The organism is Vibrio sp. 1978 (assembly GCF_033344345.1).
The window spans coordinates 1-861 of record NZ_JAWPOP010000261.1 but is presented as its reverse complement, the minus strand read 5'-3'; the positions used below and the strand labels follow the sequence as shown (position 1 = coordinate 861).

Sequence of the window (861 nt, the reverse complement as noted above, 5' to 3'; positions counted from 1 at the left end):
TAGAGGGCGTTTTTTGTTTCAATCGAACAGCGAACTTTTTGCCCTGTAAATCGCTCTGAAAGCGTCACAAACTTACAACCCGATTTCTGGCTAAGTAGGTAAGGGTAAGTGCTTAAAAACGCTCCTAGAGCGCTTTTAGAGCGTCAGATTGGCGTTTTGAGATGCTAATTCGGCTATTTAACGTAATAGGAATAATAAGCACCAAAACAACGTTATGTTGCTTTAAGTTATGAGCTTCTTTGCTTCGATTTGAAGCCATTCAAATGTGTTTTTGGGCTCTCCATGCATTTCCATTTGATGCCAAAGTTTTTCAAATGACAAAATAGTGACTTGTAGAGCAACTTCTTCATTTCCAATTTCCATTGTTAAATTTTCGAGAAGTTTAATCGTATGAGCATCTACTAAAGTGTCGTATTTTTTTATTTCACACAGAGCCATAAAACAATACTCACAAAGTGGTGATATGCATGTAACTTTATAATAGTACTCAATTGCGTATATAGTGGTTTTTTTTGGCCTAAGTCTATTAAGAACGTTCAATTGCTCACACAAACCTAGTCTTAAATATGATGTGTATGAGATAAATGGGATAAAGCGTGAAACTAAAAATTTATTTTAAAACATCGAATAACAAAGGCTTTGAAATCGCATCATATCAAGAACATTACGAGACAATTGTTGCTCAATGGCTTTCGTTAGGTCGTACACTAGAATCGAGTTCTTTTTTCCTTGTGCTGTACGATGATGATGGTAAGTGTGTAGATGCCAAATATCTTTCAAAAAATAATTTTAGTCGATTGCTGATAGAGTGGGACTGCTTTGGTTTAAAAGAAAGTAATGAGTAATTTAACGTAACACTCG

At 35.1% G+C, this 861-nt stretch carries 2 protein-coding genes; one reads left to right on the top strand and one right to left on the bottom strand.

Going from position 1 to position 861, the window contains the following annotated elements; translation table 11 throughout:
- Positions 1-222: 222 nt before the first annotated feature.
- Positions 223-438, bottom strand: coding sequence for a hypothetical protein (locus tag R8N49_RS25960; RefSeq protein WP_005398515.1), 216 nt, complete (start codon positions 436-438; stop codon positions 223-225).
- 158 nt (positions 439-596) lie between these two features.
- On the opposite strand from R8N49_RS25960, the gene R8N49_RS25955 reads away from it, so the two are divergent.
- Complete coding sequence (locus R8N49_RS25955; RefSeq protein ID WP_005398517.1) at positions 597-845, top strand: hypothetical protein; 249 nt, start codon at positions 597-599, stop codon at positions 843-845.
- Positions 846-861 lie beyond the last annotated feature (16 nt).

Bases quoted from the DNA above. Each gene is read 5' to 3' on its own strand.
- R8N49_RS25960 (WP_005398515.1), bottom strand. From the start codon at position 438: ATGGCTCTGTGTGAAATAAAAAAATACGACACTTTAGTAGATGCTCAT.